Source organism: Micromonospora palythoicola (genome assembly GCF_036689795.1).
Taxonomy (GTDB): domain Bacteria; phylum Actinomycetota; class Actinomycetes; order Mycobacteriales; family Micromonosporaceae; genus Micromonospora; species Micromonospora palythoicola.
Window position 1 is genome coordinate 72,814 of sequence record NZ_JBAGKI010000020.1, and the last position, 19,363, is coordinate 92,176.

Here is a 19,363-nt window from a genome sequence, read left to right on the forward strand (position 1 = left end):
CGCAGGCTAGCGAGCACGGCGATAAGAAATCGATAAGGACGACGGCCGGCGATCACCGGCGGTCAGCAGCTCGGCGTGCGCTGCTTCAGCCCGGCGAGACGGCGCTCGATCTCGAACCGCTCCGGTGCTCCGGTCGGCACGATGAGCACCAGTGCTCGCTCCAGGTGTCGCCGAGCCTCGGCCGGGTCCATGCTCACCAGGTGCGTGGCCAGACCGGACAGCGCCCGCGCCTGCTCGTAACGGTTGTCGATCCGGACCGCCAGGTCGAGCGCTCGCTTGTGGGCCCGCACGGCGGCGTTCATGTCGCCGTCGGCCGCTAGAGTCAGACCGAACTCGTTCAACGCGGTGCTCTCCGCCTGCCGCTCGGCCGAGTGGCCGGTGAGTTCCAGTGCCAGTTGGTGCTGCCGCCGCGCCTCCGCGAGTAGACCCAGGCCGCGATACGCCGCGCCCATCACGTTGCGCGCGTCGGCCTCTCCGTATCGATGCCCCGTCTCGGCGTAGAGGATCATGGCGGACCGCAGCAGCCGCAGTGCCTGCACATGCTCGCCCTTACGGGTCCGAACGGCGGCGATGTGGCTCAGTGCGTTGGCGATCTGGTATCGGTCGCCTTCCACCCGTGCCATGAGCAGGTGAAGGCGGTGTACCCGCAGCGCCTCCTCGTAGCGGCCCAGCCAGGTGAGGGCGATGCCGACGTTCGGCAGGTGTACCCGAACCTGGCCCATCAGGCGCACCGGGAGGTCGCGCAGCGCTGCCAGAGCGAGCTCGGCAGACTCCTGAAAATCACCCCCCATGTAATGGACCACACTCAGGTTTCCCCGGATCCGGGCGATGTCTCCCCGGTTGCCGGCTGCCTCAGCCTCCACCAGCGCAGCTTGCAGGCACCGGACCGCAGGATGATAGAAACCGGTCTTGGTTAGCGCCGAGGCGAGATAGTTGTTCATGACGCTAACCGCCCGCCTGTCTCCCACCTGCTCTGCGGCGGCCAGCCCCAGTTCGTGGGTACGCTGAATATCTTCGAAGTAGCCGCGTACGTAGTAGAAGCGCCACAGCACACGCGCCATCTTCCAGGTGTAGTCGTGTAGTGAGTTCTTCGCCGCCAGTTCGATGAACAGATTCAGGTTGCCCCGCTCCTGCTCGACCCAGTCGATGTCGACCATCTCTGATCCGGGTAGGAGATCGGGTCGCTCCGGCGCCACATCGCCGATGTCATCGTAGATGTCGACGAGCCTGTTCAAGGACTTCGTCGCGACGATCGACAGTTGCATTACCTGGTCGAGCAGACTGGTGAGGGCAGCTGCCCGCATCTCCGACGAATCCGTCTCCAGGCATTTCTCGCGGGCGAACTGGCGGACCAGGTCGTGCATTCGGTAACGACCATCCTCCGACTCTTCGAGCAGATGACAGTCGACCAGATCGTCGAGGATGTGACTCGCTTTTGCGTAGGACAAGCCGGACATCGCCGCGACCATGCTGATGCAGAAATGTCCAGTGTGTAGACCCAGTAAGCGGAATACCTGTTTACTCACCTCGTGCAACGGCTCATACGAGGCGGTGAAGGCCGCAGCGACGCTGCGCTCACCCGTCCCGAAGCTGGCCAGTCCAGACTCATTCGCGGCCAGACGAGCGGCCAGATCGACCAGCCGGCGGTTGCGCCGGTGAGCCAGCCGCGACCCGACCAGCCGGATCGCCAGCGGCAGGTAACCACAGCTGCGGACTATCTGTGCGGCGGATTCAAATTCGGCGTGCACCCGCTCTTCTCCAGCGCTGACCGCGAGCAGGCGGACAGCCTCTTCTGGAGACAGCACCGACAGGGATTCGGGAGGCCCGACATCCAGGTCGAGAAGTCGCCGACGGGAAGTGATCAGGATGACCGACGAGGCGGTGACCGGCAACAGCGGAGCAACCTGGTCAGTGTCCGCCGCGTTGTCGAGCACGACGACCGCGCGGCGAGCGGACAGTTCCCTGCGCCACAACCCTCGTCGTTCGTCGACATCAACTGGGATCCGGGGGGCCGGCACACCCAACTGGCGCAGGAGCACCACGAGGGCGGTGGCGGGATCCATCACGTTGCCCTCATCGTGACCGCGCAGGTCGACGAAGAGTTGGCCATCCGGGTGCGAGGCCGCGAGGCGTCTGGCGACCTGCACGGACAGGGTCGTCTTGCCGCTGCCCGCCATCCCGTCGATCAGGTGCACGACGGGTGCCGGGCCTGCGCCGGCTCGACTCCGGCCGACCATCCGCTCGACGACGGCCTCCCGGCCAACGAAATGAGCCACCGGCCTGGGCAGCCAGTCCCAATCCGTCCGACCGGTGTCGGTTTCCGTCGAGGTCCGCGCGCTCGACCCGTCGCTGCCGCCGGATGCCGGCGACACGGCGGCAGGCAGCCCGGCTGGTCGGTGCTCGATCATCTCCTGATGCAGTCGCCGAAGATCCGGTCCGGGTTCGACGCCGAGTTCGGCCCGCATCACTCGGGCCGCGGACCGAAACACCGAGATCGCGCCGGTCACGTCACCGCGTCGATGCAGGGCTCTCATGAGCAGCAGCAATGCGGGCTCACGTATCGGATGGGCGGCAACGGTTCGCCACAGCAGCGGAAGGGCCTCCTCGACGCGGTCCGCCGCGAGGTGGAGCTCCGCGAGGATCTCCACGGCGAGGAGGTGCTGTTCCTGAGCCGCCGCCACGTCGGCAGCCAGCGAAGCCCCGAGTGGCACACCCAGCAGGGGTGGCCCGTGCCAGAGGGGCACCGCCTGCCTCAGCAGCGACCGCGCGGTCTCCGGGTCGTCGCGGAGGTGGAGCTGACGAGCCCGCTCGACCTGGGCGAGGAAGTGGAACAGGTCCACGTCGTCGGTGGCGATCTCCAGTCGGTATCCACCGCGCTGACGAACCAGCAGCCCTTGGCCAGCCTCGTGTGCTTCGAAGGCGCGCCGAAGGTTCGCGGCGTAGGTCCGCACATTCGGCACGGCCGAGCGCGGCGGGTCGTCGGGCCAGATCTCGTCGATCAGCTCCTCTATGGCGACCGTCCGGCTCGGGCTCATCACCAGCTTGGCCAGAACGGTTCGTTGCTTCGGCGTGCCGAGGTCCACCCCGGACGAACCGAACGATACTCGAAAGCCGCCAAGCACCTCGATCTTCACTCTTCCAACCCCTTGTCAAGCAGGGCTGGAGACAGCGCGGCGCCGGTCGATTGCAGGCTTTCCGGCGGCTGCTGGACTTCGGCTTCGGCCAAACGCCGGGCCACGTCAATCCGCTCTGGCACCCCCATCCGTCGGAAGATGGCCAACGCCCGCGTCCAGTGCCGGAGGGCCTCGGTTGGATCGATGGCCCACATGTGCTCGGCCAATCCGGCCAGGGCCCGCCCCTGTTCGTAGGGGTGCGCCACCCGGGTGGCAATCCGCAGCGCCTCGCGGTGCAGTTCGATCAGTCTTGGGGTTTTCGCGGAACCGGCGAGGGTCAGCGCGAGGTCGTTCAGGGCCGCCGCCTCCACGTGAGGTTCGCCGGCATCCGCTGCCATTCTTCGGGCGGTCTCGTGCTCGCTGACCGCTTCACCCGTGCGCCCGAGACCACGTAAGGCCACCCCGAGATCGTTCCGGACCTCGGGCTCCGCGTAACGGTGCCCGGTGCGTTGTCGCATGACGAGCGCCGCACGCAACGCGCGGGCTGCCACGTCGTACTTCCCCATGCGACACTTGACCGCACCGATGTGACCGAGTGCGTTGAGAATATGGAACTGACTACCTAACTGGCGGCCGAGGTAGAGGTGCAGGCGATGCACACGCAGCGCCTCGTCGTATCTGCCGAGTAGAGCCAACGCCAAGCCCAGGTTCGGCAGGTGAGCGGCGGTCCCATGGGTATCCGCGATGACGCCTCTTCGCATGCGGTGCAGTCCCGTGGTCACCGCCTTCTCGGGTTCACCGAGGAGCCAGTAAATTGCTACGAGATTCGCCTCGTAGCGCGCATGGTTGATTCGGTCACCACGGCGCTCACAAATCTCCACGGCCTTGTCCACGTGCGCCAACGCACCTGTATAGTTGCCGGTCCGTAGATAGGCCGAGGCGAGGTAGTTGTGCATCACGGCCATGGCCTTCTCGTCGCCGATCGTTTCCGCTGCCGAAAGACCCTGACGATTTGTCATGACGATGTCGTCATAGCATCCCCGGGTGTACAGAAAGCGCCACAGGACCCGCGCCAACTGCCACGTTTCCTGGTAGAAGCCCCAGTCATGGGCTCTGCCGACGAGCATGACCATGTTGAACCGCTCGGTCTCCAACCACTTCTCGGCAGCGTCGTACGGCATCTTGACCAGGTCCGGACGACGCGCGGAGCCGAGCGAGACATGAATACCGAGACGGCCTACCTCGAGGTTGTCGGCCACCGGAAGAGAGATGTGCAGCATCAGATCGAGAAGATCCGCGAACGCTGCTCTTCGCACACCCGTCTGGTCCACCCGGTTGGACAGTTCGTTGGCGTACTGCCGAATCAGGTCGTGCATCCGATAACGCCCCACCGTCAACTCCTCGATCAGGTGGGAGTCCAGCAGGGCGTCCAGTATCTCGGCGGTCTCGTCGCGTGACAGGCCGGCCAACGCGCTGGCGGCCAGCAGGCCGAACTCGTCTCCCGGATGCACGCTGAGCAGTCGGAACAGTCGCTGCGCTGGTTCGTTCAGTGAGGCGTACAGGGCGGCGAACGCGCCGGCCACACTACGATCCCCCGAGGTCAGGTGATCCAGCCGGCGCGCCTTGCTCGCCAGCAGCGTTGCCAGGTCCGCCACCCGCCAGTTCGGACGATGCGCGAGCCGTGAACCGGCAAGCCGGATCGCCAGCGGCAGGTGACCACAGCTCTGCACCACCGCGACTGCCGCCTCGGGCTCCGCAGCCACCCGCTCCGCCCCTGCCGTGGACGCCAGCAGTGCGACACCCTCCGCCGGGTCGAGTAGCGGCAGGGACACCGGCGGACCGACGTCCAGCCCGCTGATCCGCCGACGCGACGTCACGATCACCAGGCTCCCCGGCGCCGTAGGCAGCAGGGGCTGGACCTGCGGGGCGTCGGCGGCATTGTCCAGCACGATGATCACCTTGCGACCAGCCAGGGCACGACGCCATCGGTCGAGCCGGTCTCCGGAGTCCGGCGGTATCCGACCGGCGGGTGTGCCGAGTTGCCGCAGCAAGGCCGCCAGAGCCGTCGAACTGTCCAGCTTCTCGGCGGGGTCGTGGCCTTTGAGGTCGATGAACAACTGGGCGTCCGGAAATCGGTCGATGAGCCGGTTGGCGACGTGTACCGCAAGGGTCGTCTTGCCGCTGCCGGCCATGCCGTCGACGAGATGGACTGTGCAGCTCCGCTCGCCGGCCCGCAGGGTCATGGACAGCAGGTGCTCAACGGCGTCGGCACGGCCCACGAAGTCCGGAACCGTCCGCGGGAGGTAGGAGAGCAGTCGACGCTCCTGGTCGTCGGCAACAGCCGACTCCCTACCCGGCGCTCCGGCTGCTCCGGACCGGCGGGACCGGCCGTCCTGCCGGCTGATACGGCGATACAACCGTTGCAGTTCCTCACCGGGCTCGACGTTCAGTTGCTCCCGCAGGGTTCGACGAGCTGCGGTGTAGGCCGCCACGGCACCGGCGGAGTCTCCCCCCAGGTGGAGCGCCCGCATGAGCAACAGGTGAGCCGGCTCCCGCAGCGGATGCATGGTCAGCAGTTCCCGTAGCACCGGCAGCGCCTCGTCATAGTGGCCGAGGCGGACTTGCAGCTCGCCGTACAACTCGGTGGCCAGCAGCCGGTCCTCGGTCGCGGCGGCCACCTGGGCGGAGAGCCCGGGTCCGAGGGCTGTCCCGGCGAGCATCGGTCCCCGCCAGCGGGCCAGCGCACGGGACACGAGTCGGATCGCCTCCCGCTCGTCCGCGCCGAGGAGTCGCCGTGCCTCGGTCACCTCTGCGCGGAAGGCGCAAAGGTCCACGTCCGAGCACTCGACATCGAGCCGGTAACCGTTGCGAGCGCGGATCAGCACGTCCCGATCAGGAAACATCGCCTCAAGGCCGCGTCGTAAATTAGCTGCATAAGTACGGACATTCGGGATAGCCGAGGGAGGCGGGTTATCGGACCACAGCTCGTCGACGAGTTGTTCGACCGACACCAACTGCCCCGCGTTGCAGGCCAGCATGGCCAGGACGGTCTGCTGCTTGGGCGTTCCAGGAGGTAGCGCCTGCGGGCCGAGGCGCACCGCCATACCGCCGAGAACCTGAATCTGCACCCGGCCCCTCTGACCGCACTCGAGGGATCACTGTGGGCAGCTTAGCGCCGCCACCGCTCGGTATGTTGCAGTCGGTCGCGGCAAAGTCAACCGAAGCGGCGATGAGATGGCCAAATCTCTCTGGTCACACTTGTTCACAAATCCCAGCAGCTGCCGGGTAAGACAACTAGGCGACTTGATCGCCGTGTTTAGACCCTGCGTAAAGCAGGCCAAACGGAAAGTAACACAACATCGGCATATTGGCCCTTTCTGCGCAATACGACATCTATCATCGCGGAACGACCATAAGCGCCTCTAGGGTTTGGCCAGTCAAGCAAATGCCAAGCATCTGGAGGTCGGGATGAGGACGAACGAATGGGGCTGATTCCAGCTTCTGGATCAGCAGCAACCGACGTACGCTTGCGGAGCGCAGCCTCTCGGTGACGAACGGGGATGGTGGCTTGGCTCCGCAGGAGCGACAGACCGGGACCGATCAGTGGCTACTGCCACTAATCGGTCTCGTCGTCGTTCTAGCCGGTCTTTCCGGAGCCATCTCGGTAGCACACCTGCCGAGCTACGGAACCCTCACCGCGACCATGATCTGGGCGGCACTGATCTCCCTCGTCGCCGTCGGCTTCACCGCCAAGGTGCGGGTCAGGATAAGGGCAACCAACCACTACATCGCCTGGACCGACACAGCGATGCTGATCGCCTTCGCCGTGGCACCGATCCCCGTGGTCATCCTGGCCACCGGCTTGGGCGTCGCGATCGCCACGACCCTGGCACGGCTCGCACCGATCAAGCGAGTCTTCGGCGTCGCCAAGAACATGCTCATCGCCACCGCCGCCGGAATGGTTCTACAGCTGTTCGCATGGTCCCCGAGCAGCCCTAACGTCACTGAAACCGTCGTCGCACTGGCTGCCGCCTACCTCACCGTGGTGCTGCTCGACGAGATCATCACGATGCCGGTCATCGCCATGGCAACCGGCACCTCGTTGTGGAAGTTGGTTCACGAGAACTGGGACGTCCGCCTGACTGCGGCGCTGACCCGCCCGGTCATCATCATCGGCGCCATCCTGATCGTCAGGATCAACTTCCTATGGCTACTCGCGGTGCCACCGCTGGTCCTCAGCCTCCATCTACTCGTCTCGACGCGGGTCCGCAGCCGGACGGAGCAGAAGGCCTGGCAGCGGCTCGCCCAGACCACCGACGCGCTCAATGTGGTCGAGCTGGACGAGGTCCTCACCACCGCGGTCACCCGGGCGGCCGAACTCTTCTCCGCCGACGAGGTGGAGGTCGAGCTGCGCGACACCGACCGGGTGGTACGCGGCGGCGCCGACGGCGTCACCTACGACGGGTCGGCAGCCGAGCCCACCACCGTCCAGGGCGCGGTGGTCCCTGCCCGTCTGGAAGGGCACGACAAGACGGTCGACGTGGGCATGCTGCGGCTGCGCTTCCGCGGACCGGTGAAGCTCTCCGAGCGGGAGCAGTACACCCTCTACACCTTCGCCTCGGCGCTGTGCACCGCCATCCGCAACGCTCAGGCGTACGCGGAACTCGCCCGGGTGGCCCAGGCGCACGCGCACGACGCGACGCACGACGCGCTGACCGGCCTGCCGAACCGGCGTCACCTGCTCGACGCGGGCAACGACCACCTGAATCAACGGCACGCCGACGGGGTCACCGCCCTCGTGCTGATCGACCTGAACCACTTCAAGGAGGTCAACGACACCCTCGGTCACACCGCAGGTGACCAGATGCTGGCCGCTGTCGCCGAACGGCTGCGCGCCGCCGCCCACGCCGACGACCTGGTCGCCCGGCTCGGTGGCGACGAGTTCGCCGTACTCCTGCGCGCCCTGCCCGCGCCCGCAGTCGCCGCCCACCGGGCCGAGACGCTGCTGGCGGCGCTGCACGAACCCTTCGACATCGACGGCATGCGGATCAACGTGGAGGCCAGCGGCGGCATCGCCGCGGCCCCCGCCACCGGCGGCATGGTCGAGCTGCTCCGGCGTGCGGACGTCGCGATGTACCAGGCCAAGCGGGCCGGGCAGCGGCTGGCCAGCTACGCGTCCGCCCGGGACACCGCCGACCTGGGTCGTCTCAGGCTCGGCGGAGACCTGACCCGGGCCGTGGCCGACCACGAGTTCACCGTCAAGTTCCAGCCGATCGTCGACCTCGGCACCGGTGAGGTCATCGCCGCCGAAGCGCTGGCCCGATGGCGTCACCCCACCCACGGGATGATCGACCCGCTGCGCTTCCTGGAGACGGTCGAACGTTCGGGTCTGCTACCGGCCTTCGCCGAGGCCATCCTCGACCAGGCCCTGGTCGCCGCCGGCACCTGGCGCGACGCCGGCTTCGACGTACCGGTGGCGGTGAACGTCTCCCCCCGCAGCCTGCTCGACACCCGGTTCCCCGACTCGGTGCTGGCTCGGCTGCGCGCCCATGACCTGCCACCCGACCGGCTGATCCTGGAACTGACCGAGACCCTCACCCTCAGTCAGCTCGACGTCGTCGACCGGGTCCTCACCCGGCTACGTGCTGCCGGCGTCCGGCTCGCCCTGGACGACTTCGGTACCGGCTACTCCTCGCTCTCGCTGCTCTCCCGGATCCCGGTGCACCAACTGAAGATCGACCGGAGCTTCGTCACCGGCATGGAATCCTCCACCGAGGCCGCCGCGATCATTCGCTCCACCCTCGATCTCGGTCGCAGCCTCGACCTCGCCGTGGTCGCCGAGGGTGTGGAGCGGGAGGCGCAGCGACGCACCCTCTGGGAACTGGGCTGTGCCGCCGGCCAGGGTCACCTCTTCGCGCGCCCGCTGCCGGCCGGAACGCTGCTCGCCGCACTCCAGCGCGGCACCGGCGGCCGGGCCGGCTGCCTGGCGGTCGCCCTGCACGATGTTGGCGCGGTGGTCCGGCTACCGCAGGGACGCCGACAGGGTGGCCGGGGTCGTCACCAGCCGGCCTGACAGACTTGCCCGGGTGAGCACCACCACCCCGACCCGCCGCCGTACCGGGTGGTGGCACCGGATCGACACCGCCGCCGGAGGACTCGCTCTCGACCTCGGCCTCTACGCGGTCTCCGCCGGCTTCGCCGCGGTCACCGCGGCCACCTCCACCCTCCTGCCGCATCGCGCGTGGGGCGGCGTGGCCGCGCTCGGCTACCTCGCCGCGGCGATCATGGCGCTCGGTCAACTCCTGCTGCGGCGGTACCGGCCCGGCTCGGCGTTGACCGGGCTGCGCGCGCGCTGGCTGGTCACCGTCCTGACCTGGACCACCGTCGCCCTGCTCCCCCTCGTCGTGCAGAGCGTGCAGCGCGCGGCGGGACGCACCGACCGGGCCCAGGAGGAGGTGCTCGTCGTCGAGGAGTCCGGGCGGCGACTGGTGGAGACCGGCACCCCCTACCTGGGGCCGGACGCCATCGCCGCGCTGCCGCCCGGCGAACAACTGCTCGGCTACACGCCGTACCAACCGGGCATGGCCCTGTTCGGGCTGCCGCGCGCGGCCAGCGACGCGTGGTGGAGCGACGCCCGGGTCTGGTTCGCGGTCGGCACCGCCCTCGCCCTGCTGCTCGCCGTCCGCGTCCTGCGCCGACCCGAGGGGACGGCCACGACGGTCGGGCACGACGCGGCCGTGCTGCGCGGGGTACAGGCCGCGACCGTCCTGCCGATCTGCGCACTGACCCTCGCCACCGGCGGCGACGATCTACCCGTACTCGCGCTCTGCCTGCTGGCCCTCGCGTTCGCCGCCACCGCCCGGCCTGGTTGGGCCGGCGTCGTCGTCGGGCTCGCCGGTGCGCTGAAACTCTTCGCCTGGCCGGTCGCCGCGGTCCTGGTCATCTGGGGTGTCTCCCGGCGGGCCGGCCTGCGGGTCGCCGCCGGCGCCCTCGGCGTACCCGCCGCCGCGCTGCTGCCCACCCTGCTGGTGGACCGGGACGCCCTGGTGGAGAACGTGCTGCGGTTTCCCCTCGGGCACGGCCTGGTGTCCAGCCCGGCACAGTCACCGTTCCCCGGTCACCTGATCGCCGAGGCGCTGCCGGCGGGTCGGGCCGTGGCAGCGGGCCTGCTGGTCGTCGCGGCGGTGGCGATCGCCGTCCGGCTCGCCCGCCGTCCGCCCCGCACCGCACGCACGGCGGCGCTCGTCTGCGGGTACGGGTTGCTCGTGGCGATCCTGCTGATGCCGAGCACCCGGTTCGGCTATCTGCTCTATCCGGTGGCGTTCCTCCTCTGGGCACCGGCACTTGACGTTCCCGGGATCCGGCAACCGGCGAGCGAAGACGACTCGCAGGGCGTAGACCTGAAGGCATGACCACCTACCGCGACCGCACCGAGGCGGGCCGGGTGCTCGCCGACCGGCTCACCGCCCTGATCGGCGAACCGGACGTCGTCGTGCTGGGCCTGGTACGCGGGGGCGTGCCGGTGGCCCGGGTCGTCGCCGAACGCCTCGGCGCGCCGCTGGACGTGCTGGTGGTCCGCAAGCTCGGTATGCCGTGGGCCCCCGAGGTCGCCTTCGGCGCGCTCGGTCCGGCCGGCGTACGCGTGCTCAACGACGTGGTGGCCGGGCAGCTCAGCTCCGCCGACATGGCCGACGTGCAGCGCCGGGAGCAGGCGGAACTGGACCGGCGCGAACAGCTCTACCGAGCTGGCCGGGGGCCACTGGAGCTGACCGGCCGAACCGCCGTCATCGTCGACGACGGGCTGGCCACCGGGGCGACCGCCCGGGCCGCCGTGGCGGTGGCCCGTCAGCTCGGCGCCCGTCGGGTGCTGGTCGCCGTACCGGTCGGTGCCCAGGACGCGTACGAGACGCTCGCTGGCGAGGCCGACCAGGTGATCTGTGCTCAGCGTCCGGAAGCCTTCACCGCCGTCGGGGCGTACTACGACGACTTCCACGAGGTTTCCGACGACGAGGTGACGGAGGCGCTGACCGCCTCCGCGTGAGTGGACCAGGTACCGTCGAATAATGAGCCTGACCTGTCCCAAGTGTCACGGAGAAATGCGTCAGTACGAGCGCAGCGGCGTCGTCATCGACCAGTGCGGCGAGTGCCGGGGGATCTTCCTCGACCGCGGTGAGCTGGAGAAGCTGTTCGAGGCGGAGGCCAACTGGAGCGCGCAGCAGACTCCTGCCCCGGCCCAGCAAGCGCCCCGTCCGGGCGGCGGCTACCAGCCTCCGCCTCCGCCGCCCGCGCCACACCAGCCGGGCTACGGTGCCGTGCCGCCGCCCCCGCCCCCGTCGCACGGCTACCCGGCCCCGGCACCTGCCTACGGCCACGCTCAGCAGCACTACGGCTACCACGGGCACTACCGCCGGAAGAAGCGCAAGAGCTTCCTCGACGAGATGTTCGGCTGACTGAGCAGCACGACCCTGGGTGACCGGGCCGCCTGACCGGCCCGGTCCTCCATCCCGCACCACCGGTCGCGTCCTCGGTTGATCGCGTCCTCGGCGCCGGGGGTCTCGAAGCGCGGGACGACACCGGTTGTGGGACGCTGCCGGCATGGGGTCGCGAGCTTCGCACATCGCATTGGCCAACGCGTACGACGGCATCAGCACCGTGGTGGCAGACCTGGACGACAGCGATCTTCAGCGACCGACCCGCTGTCGGGGGTGGCTGGTCGCAGACCTGCTCTTCCACGTGCTCTGCGACGCGCAGCGGGCGCTCGTCGCGTTGGCCAGCCCTGCCGCCCCACCTGCGACAGTCGACTCCGTCAGCTACTGGCAGGCCTTCCCCGGCGGTGCCGGAAACGCCCGGCACGCCTGGTGGGCCCGTCGCTCTGCGGCCGCATTCGAGAGCCCGTCTGGAGTGGTTCGACTCTGGGCCGACACGGCACCGGCCGCCGCGCGCGCCGCAGGTAAGGCGGATCCGGCCGGTTTCGTCACCACTCAAGGGCACGTGTTGCGGGTAGCCGACCTGCTGGACACCTTCACCACCGAAGCCGTGGTCCACCACCTCGACCTGGTCCTGGATCTACCGGACGCGCCCGCGCCCGGGCCGGCCGCGACCCGGGTCGCGGTGGCCACCGTGGACGCCCTGCTCGGCGGCGCCGTTACCCGACCGGACGGCTGGAACGACCACGACTACCTGCTCAAGGCCACCGGGCGGCTGCCGCTCGGCGAATCGGACCGGCGCGCTGTCGGCGAATACGCGGCCCGCTTCCCGGTGCTCGGCTGAGCCCGTCGGACTCGGTTGGGCCAGGTCAGACGATCGCCATGTCCACGAAGCGTGACAGGTGCAGCTGAGCGGCGACGGTCACCGTGTCGGTCGGACCATTCCGATGCTTGGCGACGATGAAGTCCGCCTCCCCGGCCCGCGGCGACTCCTTGTCGTAGTAGTCGTCACGATGCAGAAGTATGACAACGTCGGCATCCTGCTCAATTGAGCCAGACTCGCGCAAATCAGACAATTGTGGGCGCTTATCGGTACGTTGCTCCGGGCCACGGTTCAGCTGGCTGACCGCGATGACCGGACACTCGACCTCCTTGGCCAGCAGCTTCAGGCCACGCGACAGGTCCGCGACCTCCTGCTGCCGGCTCTCGGTACGCTTCGGCGAGGTCATCAGCTGGAGATAGTCGACCACAATCAACTTGAGGTCATGCCGCTGCTTGAGCCGACGGGCCTTCGCCCGGATCTCCATCAGGTTCATGCTGGGCGTGTCGTCGACGAACAGCGGCGCCTCGCTGATCTCACCCATGCATCGGGCGAGCTTGGTCCAGTCGTCGTCGGAGAGTTGCCCGCTTCGCAGCACGTGCAGTGGCACTCGGGCCTCGGCCGAGAGCAGCCGCATGACGATCTCGACCTTGCTCATTTCCAGCGAGAAGATCGCCGATGCCTGGTTGGCACGGATCGCAGCGTTACGCGCGAAGTCCATGCTCGCGGTGCTGTTGTGCGTGGGAATCATTGATCGACCGGCCAAGTAAAGGTGATCCTCGTTGTCGACCGTGACGCACCGCACGGGGACACTCGGCACCGGTCGCACATCCACGATGTAGCGGGATCGGGTACCCGCCCGGCCGACCGCGTGTCGGCGCGTAGCATGCGACTCCCGCTTCCTGGTCAACCGGAATACCTCGTCCGTCGTCGAGAAGCTCAATGTGAAAGCCGTCGAGCTTTCGGGGGTACGGCCGTTGACTCGCTTGCGGTTGATCGAGCATCGGTAGCCCAGGCTGACGACGAGCTCGTACACATCCTTGGCTATCCGCTCCGAGGTGGTGGTGTACTGGACGTGTCCGGCTGCCGCAGCAGTACCGTCGGTGTCGAGCAGTCCCGCCAGCAGCTCCCGTCGCTGCTCCTCTGACGCTCGGAGGTAAGGCTGCGGAATGTGCTTGTCGTTCAGGACACCGGCGGCTCGAAGCAGCCCGGTGAACGAGCCACGCAACCGGCGACACGACGCGCAGTGGCGGGCGCCGTTCCAGCTCGACTTCATTGTCGTACCGCAGGTCTCGCAGCCTCCGCGGTCGGCGGTCCCGACCATGCCCCTCGACCTGGCGCCACACGTCCTTCCGCAGGTTCTTACCGCAGACGCGCGGGGAGTGAAGATGACGTTGCAGACGATGCAGCGACGGTCGTCGAGTGGTGCCCGCGGTGGCAGCTTGATGCCGTAGGAGTAGGTACCGCTTCCCGGGGCGACGATGAAGCCATCGGCTTCGACGTACTCTGCGATCTCTGGATCCGCCGACGTGAACCGGGCACCTGCCGAGTGCCCGTCGCCCAGCCACACACCAAGCGTGTACGGGGGGATCGGCAGGTCCTCGCGGGCGGGAAGGGACAGCGGTTGAGCATTGGTCACCGCGTGGTTTGCGCGCCCGTCAGCCGGATGCCGCAGGGTCGCGGCGATGTGTTCGGTAGTGACGGCCCGAGGGTGTGTCACAGTCGTATTGCTGTTCATGACCCGACTCACCCGGCTCAGGTGGGCGTCGAACAGGGCATGGGCGCTGTAGGCGTCGACCGTCCGACGCCAGGGCTTGCCGTTTCGCGAGTACTGACGTTCGACAGTGCCGGCGATGCCCACCTTTGCCGCCACCACGTGCAGGACGTTCCGGAACCGGGATCCGGCGATCTCCACGGCTTCCCGGTGGGTGACAAGCCGGTCGGGGATGGCGGTGACAGCCCGGTATACGGCTGCCGCCTTGGCGCGTGCCGAGGCATCCCACTGGTAGCGCGGCCGGCGCTCATTCTGCTGGCGGCGTGCGGCCCGGGTGGTCGTCGTCCACAGGTGCTCTGCATCGGCGACGATGACTGAACCGTCGGAAAACTCGACCTCGTAGCAGGGGCGGTCGTGGCGCACCTCGTAGGCGTGCGTGACGGTGGTAGGACGGCCGTCCGCACCGATAAGCTGATCGCCTACCTGCACCTCGCCCATCGTCGTCCAGCCGGCCGGAGTCGGTAGGGGTGTGTCGAGCGCGAGCGCCTTTCCAAGGCCAGGTCGCCCCGCCACAATGATCAACTGGCCGGCGTGCAGCCCGTTGAGCAGGCGGTCGAGGTCGGTGAAGCCGGTCGGCACGCCGGTCATCACGCCGCCCTGGGCGCCCACCGCCTCGATCTCGTCGAGCGTTGGTTGCAGCATGTCGGCCAGGATCGCGAAGTCCTCGCTGACCCGACGTTCCGTGACGTCGTACACGGCCTGCTGAGCCAGGTCGACGATGTCGTCCACGTCCCGGCTGCCGCCGCTCGCGGTGCCGTAGCCGAGTTGGACGATCCGGGTGCCGGCCTCGACCAGACGTCGGAGCACCGCGCGTTCGCTGACGATCCGGGCGTAGTAGGCGGCGTTCGCGGCGGTCGGCACGCTCGCGATCAACGTGTGCAGGTATGGAGCGCCACCCACCCGAGCCAGATCGCCGGAGTCGGCGAGTGCCGCCGCGACGGTGATGGCGTCGGCTGGCTCGCCCCTGCCGTAGATCTCCAGGATGGTGTCGAAGATGGTGGCGTGCACCGGCCGGTAGAAGTCGTTGGTCTTGAGGATCTCGACGACGTCGGCGATGGCGTCCTTGGAGAGCAGCATGCCGCCGAGGACGCACTGCTCCGCGGCCACATCCTGCGGCGGCGTCTTGTCGAACTGACCGTCGTGTGGCCCGTTGCCGGGCTGCTGCCCGCCGGCCGGAAACGACTCCGTCCGCCTGTCGTCGGTGACCGACACCGGGCCCCCCTCCACTGCGTCGGATCGGTTCCAGGCTTACCGCCCGGGTGCGACAACGTCGACCGGCCGCTTCGATCGGGGGCCATCGGATCAGCAGGTCGTGGCCACCATACGGAGTTCGAGGTCAGCCGCTCAACCGTGGCGGTGGATGAGCCTCGGGACAACCTGTGGACTCAGGTGGACAAGCATGTGCGCAGCGTGTGCACAGGGTGTGAATAACGGATGGGGAATTCTTGGCGAAAGCCCTCTGACCTGCGCAAACTTTTTCCCCAGCCTGTGGAGGGAATTTCCGGGTAGGGCTTTGTCCTGAACCTCCCGTAAGATCGGTGGCCTACGGCTACACCTGGACAGCGGATTGCACGTTCGGTTGAGAAGGGTCACGCTCCGGCCGTGAGTTACCGGGACTGGGCACGCGGGGAGGACGGCCCGCGCGAGCGGCGACCGACCGCTTCGTGGGCCGAGCCCGTCGAGGAGTCACGGGCCGGACGTTACGACTCGGCGGTCGAGCGTTACCGCACCCCGAGCCGTCGGCGAGCGATCGAGCGTGGCCAGGAGGAGCCGGCCGAGCCTTATCTGCCGCGCTGGGCGCTGGAGTCGGGCGTCAGCAGCGTCGACGGTGGTGGTCGGCATGCCGCACCGGACGACGATGACGACGACCGGCCGCGCTACGGCGACGGCGGTCGCCGATCGTCAGGTGTCTACCGGAGCGAGCGCAGCCGGCGGTCCCAGGAGGCTGACTGGCGCGATTCCCAACCCCGCGCCATCGCCTCGTCGCCGGCGGTGGCACCGCAGTCCGACCACACCCGCGAGTGGACCTTCGACCGTCCACAGGAGGAGGGGTACGTCGGCAGCCGCCGCGCCGAGGAGGACGATCCGGTCTCCGGTGTGACGCCGCAGAGCCGGCCCCGCCGCGCACAGTCCCGACGGCGCCAGGTGACCTGGTCCGGGCTGGAGGACGAGGCCGAGCAGACGTCCGACTCGGAGCCGGCCGCGGCCCCGACGCCGCGACGTCGGCGGCGGGCGGCGGAGCCGGCACCCGGTTCGGCCGCGGATCCTTGGGAGCGGGCGGCGGAGCCGTGGGATCGGGCCGTGGAACCCGAGGTACGACCACCCGCGGTGGATCCGTGGGACGCCTCCGGTCTGCACGCCTGGCAGCAGCCCGCCGGTCTTGACCGTCGTGCCGATTCCGCCCCGGTCGACCCCTGGGACGCCGACAGCACCAGCCAGTGGCTTCAGTCGTCGGCGTCGGAGCAGTGGCTGGAGCCGGACAGCACGGGCCAGTGGGACCGCGACCCCGAACTCGATCGACGGGAACGGCAGCGAGACCGGAACCGGTGGGAGGAGTATTCCGAGCCGGACCGCTGGGATCGTACGGAGCACCCCCGGTCGGATGGCGCACCGGGTGTCCAGCAGTGGTCGTGGAGCACTCGGCCGGAGCCGGAGCCACCGCAGGACACCTTCTGGCCGGGCACCCGACTCGCCGGTGATGATCCGCGGTGGGTGGACGCGCCCGCGTCGGCACCCCGGTCGCCGGTGGTGGGCTACACGGCTCCGCGTCCCCGCTCGGTGCCCCGGCGGCGTCCCGCTGCGGTGCCGCAGCCTGGGCCGGTCGGCATGGCGGCGGTACGGCGCCGCATCGAGTCGGTGGGCAGCGCCAGTTGGAACCGCCGGCTGGAAGACGACCTGCTCGATCCCGATCCGGGTGGTCCCTGGCTGCCGCTGCTCTACACCGCGGCCTGTTACGTCCTACCGGCGGTCGTGGTCTTCGTCTGGCTGCTGACCCTGGACGGGGCGCCACCCGTGGGCTGTGTGACCGACATCAGCGGCGGTGGGTGTGAGTCACCCCGGGCGCGGGCGTTCGGGGCGATGGTGGGCGGCCTGCCGCGGTTCGGCCTGGCCCTGGTCAGCAGTCTGGCGATCGCGACGCTGCTGCGTCGGGTGGGTACGACCTGGCGTCCGACCACTGTGGCGCTCGCCGCCGCCGTGGTGGGTGGCGGCCTCTCGACGGTGATGATCAGCGCGGTGACCGGCCAGCCCATCGGTTGACCTGTTACTCCGTGGAAGACGACGCGGGGCCCGCACCGGTGGACGGTGCGGGCCCCGGGTCATTCGCCGGTGCCGGTGTCAGCCCTGCACGACGTTGAGGTTGAACGTGGCGGTCACCTCGGGGTGCAGCTTGATCCGCACGGGGTGCGATCCGATCGACTTGATGTGACCGGAAACCTCCAGCCGCCGCCGGTCGAGGGACGGGCCACCGGCAGCCTTGACGGCGTCGACGATCTCGGCCGGGGTGACCGAGCCGAAGAGCCGACCACCTTCGCCGGCACGGGCCTTCAGGGTCACCTTGAGGGCCTCGAGCTGCGCCTTCACCTCGTTGGCGTGATCCAGGTCGCGGATCTCGCGGGCCGAACGGGCCCGCTTGATGAGGGTGACCTGCTTCTCCGCGCCCTTGGTCCAGGCGATCGCGAAGCCCTGCGGAAGCAGGTAGTTACGGCCGTAGCCGTTCTTGACCTCCACGATGTCGCCCGGGGCACCGAGCCCGGACACCTCCTGCGTCAGGATGATCTTCATGTCGGTGCCTCTCTCAGCGGGCCGTCGCGGTGTACGGCAGGAGCGCCATCTCACGGGCGTTCTTGACCGCACGCGCGATCTGCCGCTGCTGCTGCGAGGTGACGCCGGTCACCCGCCGAGCGCGGATCTTGCCGCGGTCGGAGATGAACTTGCGCAGCAGCGCGGTGTCCTTGTAGTCGATGTAGGTGATCCCGTCCTTGTCGAGCGGGTTCACCTTCTTCTTCGGCTTGCGCAGTGCCGCAGCCTTCGCCATTGCTCTTGCTCCTGGTTTACGATCACGGGCGCTCGGCGCCATTAGAACGGAGGCTCCTCGTCGAAGTTGCCGCCACCCGAACGTGCGGGGGCCGGTGCGGCCGAAGCCCAGGGATCGTCGAAGTTGCCTCCGCCGCCCTGGCCACCACCGCCACCACTACCGAAGCCGCCGCCACCGCCGCCGGACCGGGACATCTTCTGCACCTTCGCCGTGGCGTAGCGCAGTGACGGGCCGATCTCGTCGACCTCCAGCTCGATGACGGTGCGCTTTTCACCCTCGCGGGTCTCGTAGGACCGCTGACGCAGCCGGCCCGAGACGATGACGCGGGCGCCGCGCTGTAGCGACTCCGCCACGTGCTCCGCGGCCTGCCGCCAGACGGTGCACGAGAGGAACAGCGGCTCGCCGTCCTTCCACTCACCGGAGGCCTTGTCCATGAACCGGGGCGTCGAGGCGACCCGGAACTTGGCGACCGCGGCACCGGAGGGGGTGAACCGCAACTCGGGGTCATCGGTCAGGTTGCCGATGACCGTGATGGTGGTGTCTCCTGCCATGACCAACTCCTCGCGCGCTCATCCGTTCCGCCGTACAGGTTCTCAGAACCCTCCGACAGTGACGGTGAGGCTGATCCGGGTGGGGCCGGGGTGGGTTTGCTAGCGCATCTCCGGCCGGAGGACCTTGGTACGCAGCACGGACTCGTTGAGCCGCAGCTGGCGGTCCAGCTCGGCCACCGCCTCCGGCGTCGCCTGGAGGTCGATGACGGCGTAGATGCCCTCGGCCTTCTTGTTGATCTCGTACGCGAGGCGCCGGCGGCCCCACACATCGGTCTTCTCCACCGAGCCACCCGCGGTCCTGATCACATTCAGGTACGTGTCGAGCGACGGGGCGACGGTGCGCTCCTCGAGGCTGGGGTCGAGGATCACCATGATCTCGTAATGACGCAAGACGTGCTCACCTCCTGTGGGCTATGCGGCCACGGTCCTTCCGTGGCAGGAGGTCGTGCGTCGTGGCCCGTTCCGGCACCGGGGGAACCCGACCGGGGACGGACAACCGGACCAGGATACCCGGCCCCGACGATCACCATCCCCGAGGTGGCGGGGCACGCGAACCGGGGGTGGGGGGGGCCCCCAGGGGGGGCCGCGAGCCCCCCGCCCCCCGGGCCGGGGGGGCGGGGGGCGCCGAAGTGTGTGGGGGGGG

The 19,363-nt window shown here is 68.8% G+C and carries 13 protein-coding genes; 6 read left to right on the forward strand and 7 right to left on the reverse strand.

Features of this window, described 5'->3' with window-relative positions; genetic code table 11:
• Positions 1-62 precede the first annotated feature (62 nt).
• Positions 63-3,134: an AfsR/SARP family transcriptional regulator gene (locus V5O40_RS12050; RefSeq protein ID WP_332905508.1), complete on the reverse strand. Its 3,072-nt coding sequence runs from the start codon at positions 3,132-3,134 to the stop codon at positions 63-65.
• Positions 3,131-6,241 (reverse strand): AfsR/SARP family transcriptional regulator, encoded by a 3,111-nt coding sequence (locus V5O40_RS12055; protein WP_332905509.1) that lies wholly within the window; start codon positions 6,239-6,241, stop codon positions 3,131-3,133. Before V5O40_RS12055 ends, V5O40_RS12050 begins: the two co-directional genes overlap by 4 nt.
• A 440-nt stretch (positions 6,242-6,681) precedes the next feature.
• On the opposite strand from V5O40_RS12055, the gene V5O40_RS12060 reads away from it, so the two are divergent.
• The 5 genes from V5O40_RS12060 to V5O40_RS12080 all read left to right on the forward strand — a co-directional run bounded on the left by V5O40_RS12060 (position 6,682) and on the right by V5O40_RS12080 (position 12,383).
• On the forward strand, positions 6,682-9,186 hold the full coding sequence (locus tag V5O40_RS12060) for a putative bifunctional diguanylate cyclase/phosphodiesterase (RefSeq protein ID WP_332905510.1): 2,505 nt from the start codon (positions 6,682-6,684) through the stop codon (positions 9,184-9,186).
• Positions 9,187-9,199: 13 nt separating this feature from the next.
• Positions 9,200-10,525 (forward strand): glycosyltransferase 87 family protein, encoded by a 1,326-nt coding sequence (locus V5O40_RS12065; RefSeq protein ID WP_332905511.1) that lies wholly within the window; start codon positions 9,200-9,202, stop codon positions 10,523-10,525.
• Positions 10,522-11,154: a phosphoribosyltransferase gene (locus tag V5O40_RS12070; protein ID WP_332905512.1), complete on the forward strand. Its 633-nt coding sequence runs from the start codon at positions 10,522-10,524 to the stop codon at positions 11,152-11,154. Before V5O40_RS12065 ends, V5O40_RS12070 begins: the two co-directional genes overlap by 4 nt.
• A gap of 19 nt (positions 11,155-11,173) precedes the next feature.
• Positions 11,174-11,563 (forward strand): TFIIB-type zinc ribbon-containing protein, encoded by a 390-nt coding sequence (locus tag V5O40_RS12075; RefSeq protein ID WP_332905524.1) that lies wholly within the window; start codon positions 11,174-11,176, stop codon positions 11,561-11,563.
• Positions 11,564-11,708: 145 nt separating this feature from the next.
• Positions 11,709-12,383 carry a maleylpyruvate isomerase N-terminal domain-containing protein gene (locus V5O40_RS12080; RefSeq protein ID WP_332905513.1) on the forward strand — a complete coding sequence of 225 codons (675 nt, stop codon included), beginning with the start codon at positions 11,709-11,711 and terminating at the stop codon, positions 12,381-12,383.
• A 25-nt stretch (positions 12,384-12,408) separates the two neighbouring features.
• Here V5O40_RS12080 and dnaB read toward each other — a convergent pair whose 3' ends face one another.
• The gene (gene dnaB, locus V5O40_RS12085; protein ID WP_332905514.1) at positions 12,409-15,360 is read right to left on the reverse strand and encodes a replicative DNA helicase; all 2,952 of its coding nucleotides are present in this window, start codon (positions 15,358-15,360) and stop codon (positions 12,409-12,411) included.
• Between the two features lie 375 nt (positions 15,361-15,735).
• On the opposite strand from dnaB, the gene V5O40_RS12090 reads away from it, so the two are divergent.
• Positions 15,736-17,391, forward strand: coding sequence for a hypothetical protein (locus V5O40_RS12090; protein ID WP_332905515.1), 1,656 nt, complete (start codon positions 15,736-15,738; stop codon positions 17,389-17,391).
• 78 nt (positions 17,392-17,469) lie between these two features.
• Here the strand turns inward: V5O40_RS12090 and rplI are convergent, their stop codons facing one another.
• The 4 genes from rplI to rpsF form a co-directional block, all read right to left on the reverse strand.
• Complete coding sequence (rplI, locus tag V5O40_RS12095) at positions 17,470-17,916, reverse strand: 50S ribosomal protein L9 (protein WP_332905516.1); 447 nt, start codon at positions 17,914-17,916, stop codon at positions 17,470-17,472.
• 13 nt (positions 17,917-17,929) lie between these two features.
• On the reverse strand, positions 17,930-18,169 hold the full coding sequence (gene rpsR, locus V5O40_RS12100) for a 30S ribosomal protein S18 (RefSeq protein WP_007073789.1): 240 nt from the start codon (positions 18,167-18,169) through the stop codon (positions 17,930-17,932).
• 41 nt (positions 18,170-18,210) lie between these two features.
• Positions 18,211-18,720 carry a single-stranded DNA-binding protein gene (locus V5O40_RS12105; RefSeq protein ID WP_164448791.1) on the reverse strand — a complete coding sequence of 170 codons (510 nt, stop codon included), beginning with the start codon at positions 18,718-18,720 and terminating at the stop codon, positions 18,211-18,213.
• Between the two features lie 99 nt (positions 18,721-18,819).
• Positions 18,820-19,110 carry a 30S ribosomal protein S6 gene (gene rpsF / locus V5O40_RS12110; RefSeq protein WP_093409369.1) on the reverse strand — a complete coding sequence of 97 codons (291 nt, stop codon included), beginning with the start codon at positions 19,108-19,110 and terminating at the stop codon, positions 18,820-18,822.
• Between the last annotated feature and the right edge of the window lie 253 nt (positions 19,111-19,363).

What these genes read in the sequence shown, in the direction of transcription:
- V5O40_RS12070 (WP_332905512.1), top strand. Translation starts at nt 10,522, where the DNA reads ATGACCACCTACCGCGACCGCACCGAGGCGGGCCGGGTGCTCGCCGAC.
- V5O40_RS12080 (WP_332905513.1), top strand. Translation starts at nt 11,709, where the DNA reads ATGGGGTCGCGAGCTTCGCACATCGCATTGGCCAACGCGTACGACGGC.
- rplI (WP_332905516.1), bottom strand. Translation starts at nt 17,916, where the DNA reads ATGAAGATCATCCTGACGCAGGAGGTGTCCGGGCTCGGTGCCCCGGGC.
- rpsR (WP_007073789.1), bottom strand. Translation starts at nt 18,169, where the DNA reads ATGGCGAAGGCTGCGGCACTGCGCAAGCCGAAGAAGAAGGTGAACCCG.
- V5O40_RS12105 (WP_164448791.1), bottom strand. Translation starts at nt 18,720, where the DNA reads ATGGCAGGAGACACCACCATCACGGTCATCGGCAACCTGACCGATGAC.